Here is a 3,081-nt window from a genome sequence, read left to right on the forward strand (position 1 = left end):
AGCCGGTGGATCAGGGGCGCAGGAATCCGGTGATCCGCTTCCGCAGGCCCTGCGGGTCCAGGCCGTGCGCCGTGAGGTGCTCCTCCAGCTGCCCGTACCGACGCAGCTCGGCGCGGCCCACCCCCAGCCCGAGCACCCGGTGGGGCAGGTCGATCAGCGCTTCGCCCGCCGCGGTCGCGGAGGTGCCCGCCAGATACGGTTCCACGATCACCACATCCGCGGTCGTGGCCGCACCGGCGGCCCTGCGCACCCCCGCCGCGTCGAACGGCCGCACGGTCGTCGCGTACAGCACGGTGACGTCCAGCCCCTCGGTGGCGGCGAGGACGTTGTCGAGCATGGGGCCGACCGCGATCACGGTCCCGCCCAGCCCTTGGCGCACCACGGTGAACCCGGCCGTGCCGCTCACCGGCAGCGCCTCCCGGTTCGCCTGGAGCGAGAGGCGTACGTACACCCGGTCGTCGCCGGCGACGGACTCCCGCAGCAGGGCCTCGGCCTCGTCCGGGTGGCCCGGCACATGCACGGTCCAGCCGTCGAGCGTGTCCAGGAGGGCCACGTCACCGGGGGACATGTGCGTGAAGCCCCCGGCCGGCCAGTCGTACGAGCCGCCGGCGCTCACCAGGATCCCGCCGACCCCCTGGTGCCCGAAGTCCAGCTTGACCTGCTCGAACGGTCGCTCGATCAGGAAGCTGGCGAAGGTGTGGACGATCGGCCGCATTCCCGTCAGAGCCATCCCCGCACCGGCCCCGACCAGCAACTGCTCCCGGATTCCGACGTTGATCACCCGGTCCGGGTGGGCGCGCCGGGCCGGGGCGAAGCCGTCGGCGCTGATGTCGGCGAGCACGACGGCCAGCCGGGGTTCCTCGTTCAGGAGTCGCGAGGCGGTGCTGATGAATCGGTCACGCATGGTGTCCATGAAGGGGTCCCTCCCGGGGGCTCGGGTGTGCGAAACGGCGGTGGTGGTCGTACGGGGTCGGTCGGTGCGGTCAGCTCTTGGGTTCGACGCGGGCGACGACGGCCAGCGGTTCACCCGGGTGGGGTGTGGTGAACGCCGAGTACAGGGCCTCGTGGTCGCGACCGTCCACGGTCACCGCCGCCCACCCGGCGGACGCGAAGCGGGAAGCGATCCCGCCGGGCCAGCCGTGGGTTGCGGACGCGTTGTCGATCACCAGCGTGTGGAGCTGTTCGAGCCCGGCCGGGCCCGCGTGGGCGATGGCCTCGTGATTGCTGCCCTCGTCCAGCTCGGCGTCGCCGATCAGGACCCACACCCGGGGGTCGGTGAGGCCCTGGGCGCGCAGCCCGAGCACCGTTCCGACGGCGAGCGGCAGCCCGTGCCCCAGGGATCCGCTGCCGATCTCCGCCCCCGGCACCAGCAGCCGGTCCGGGTGGTGGCCGAGCGGCGAGTCGTACGCTCCGAAGCCGTGCAGCAGCTCCTCGCCGAAGAAGCCGTGCGCGGCGAGGACGGCGTAGTACGCCATCGGCCCGTGCCCCTTGGACAGCAGGAAGCGGTCCCGCCCGGGGGCGTCGGCCGTGTCCGGTGTGATGCGGAGCACCCTGTCGTAGAGCACCCACAGGGCGTCGAGCGTGGAATGGGCGGCGGGCGCGTGCTTCTCGGCGCCGGTCATCAGGGCGATCAGGCGGTCGAGGTCATGGAATGCGCGGGGGCCGCGTACCGTCGCGGCGGTCGTGTTCGTCATGACACCGAGCGTTCAACATCAACCGCGGTTGAGGTCAAGCGCGGAATGGTGTTGGTGACCACCTGCTGGAGTGCGGTATTGTTCTCATGCGCGTTCAGCCAGGGGAAACCCCAGGTCAGACGGGCAGCGGGACGTGGCGCAGCTTGGTAGCGCACTTGACTGGGGGTCAAGGGGTCGCAGGTTCAAATCCTGTCGTCCCGACTGGAGACAGTCGCAGATCAGGGCCGGTTTCGGAGCAATCCGAAACCGGCCCTTGATCATTCTTGGGGACCGGTTGGGGACCAACCGGAGGTCCGGCGTCCCTGACCGGGTCAGCGGGTCAGCGGGTCATGACGACTGGGCCCGGCAGTGAGCGTGGTGCGCGCAGCGCGCTGAAGTGGGCCGAGAGTGCCGCCCCGGCAGCCGTGATCTTGCGGACGTCCGGGTGCAGGTAGCGCTGGGTGGTGGTCAGCGAACCGTGGCCGGCGATCCTGCGGAGCACAGGTACCGGGACCCCGGCGTCGGCGAACCAGGTCAGCGCGGTGTGCCGGAGGCCGTGGCGGCGCAGATGCTCGTAGCCGAGCTTGGAGACCACGTCGTCCCAGTGCGTGGCGTCGCGCAGGACGGCGGTGGAGATGCGCCCGCCTCGCGGGCCCGTGAACAGGCGGGCGTCCGGATCGGGGCCGGCGGACAGGATGCGTTGCGCGACGAGGGGGCGGATCTCCTCGACGACGGGAACCTTGCCGGCCCGCTTGCCCTTGGTGCCCTTGTCGGTCAGCCCGCCGGGCGCGGGTGTGGTCTGACGGCGAACGGGAGCCCGGTTTCAGCCAGCGCGGCCACGTCGCGCGCCTGCGTGTAGTACTTGCTCGCGTACTCGTCGCTGATTGCCGGAACAACCTTCTCGAACATCCCCACCAACCTGATCAAGCCTCCTCGGGACGGTTCGGGGAGGGGGCCAGAAGCCGGCCGGGACTGGGTGACAAGCCGGCCTTCTGGTGTCGGCCCGAGGCCTGCCTCGACCCGGTTGTGCGGGCCGGTATCTAGCTGTTTTGCCCAGACCAGTGACGAAGTCATCCAGCCGGGCCTGGGCCCGGCCGGCACACGACCTGCCCTCCGGTCGGTGGCACCAGCAGCATGCCGGCCTGCTCGACCGCGAAGTCCTCGATGCCGGCTACCGGCTGCTCGTTGCCGACCTGTGGGACCAGGTGAGCCGTCAGGTTGCACACGAGCCTGCGAGAAATGGCCGGCCTGGTGCTACCAGATGCTTGAGATGGCTGTGTTGTCGTGGAGGGGGATCTGGACGCGGATGCGTTTGCCGACCGGTTCGCGGTGGACTGCGAAGCTCTGGCAGACCATGAGGACGAGTTCGAGGCCGTGCCGGCCGACGCGGGTGGGGTCGGCGGGGGAG

General features: G+C 70.8%; 3 protein-coding genes, 1 tRNA gene and 2 pseudogenes. 1 reads left to right on the top strand and 5 read right to left on the bottom strand.

The genetic code is table 11. From position 1 onward, the window contains the following. Window positions 1-10: 10 nt before the first annotated feature. Window positions 11-913, bottom strand: a complete 903-nt coding sequence (locus HET64_RS37850) for a transketolase family protein (protein WP_215111758.1) — start codon at window positions 911-913, stop codon at window positions 11-13. Between the two features lie 70 nt (window positions 914-983). Beyond that, window positions 984-1,694, bottom strand: a complete 711-nt coding sequence (locus HET64_RS37855; RefSeq protein WP_215111759.1) for a transketolase — start codon at window positions 1,692-1,694, stop codon at window positions 984-986. A 127-nt stretch (window positions 1,695-1,821) separates the two neighbouring features. On the opposite strand from HET64_RS37855, the gene HET64_RS37860 reads away from it, so the two are divergent. After that, window positions 1,822-1,895, top strand: a tRNA-Pro gene (locus HET64_RS37860). A gap of 118 nt (window positions 1,896-2,013) precedes the next feature. On the opposite strand, the pseudogene HET64_RS37865 reads toward HET64_RS37860, so the two are convergent. The 3 genes and pseudogenes from HET64_RS37865 to HET64_RS39510 all read right to left on the bottom strand — a co-directional run. After that, window positions 2,014-2,484 (bottom strand): annotated as a pseudogene (locus HET64_RS37865) (tyrosine-type recombinase/integrase); the annotation flags it as partial. Next, the gene (locus HET64_RS39750; RefSeq protein WP_285801942.1) at window positions 2,448-2,582 is read right to left on the bottom strand and encodes a hypothetical protein; all 135 of its coding nucleotides are present in this window, start codon (window positions 2,580-2,582) and stop codon (window positions 2,448-2,450) included. The gene HET64_RS39750 and the pseudogene HET64_RS37865, both read right to left, overlap by 37 nt. A 345-nt stretch (window positions 2,583-2,927) precedes the next feature. Continuing rightward, window positions 2,928-3,081 (bottom strand): annotated as a pseudogene (locus tag HET64_RS39510) (ATP-binding protein); the annotation flags it as partial.

The organism is Streptomyces sp. McG3 (assembly GCF_018619185.1).
In the GTDB taxonomy this organism is placed as follows: Bacteria; Actinomycetota; Actinomycetes; order Streptomycetales; family Streptomycetaceae; genus Streptomyces.

Coding starts and splice junctions, on each gene's coding strand:
- HET64_RS37855 (WP_215111759.1), bottom strand. CDS start 1,694: ATGACGAACACGACCGCCGCGACGGTACGCGGCCCCCGCGCATTCCAT.
- HET64_RS39750 (WP_285801942.1), bottom strand. CDS start 2,582: ATGTTCGAGAAGGTTGTTCCGGCAATCAGCGACGAGTACGCGAGCAAG.
- HET64_RS37850 (WP_215111758.1), bottom strand. CDS start 913: ATGGACACCATGCGTGACCGATTCATCAGCACCGCCTCGCGACTCCTG.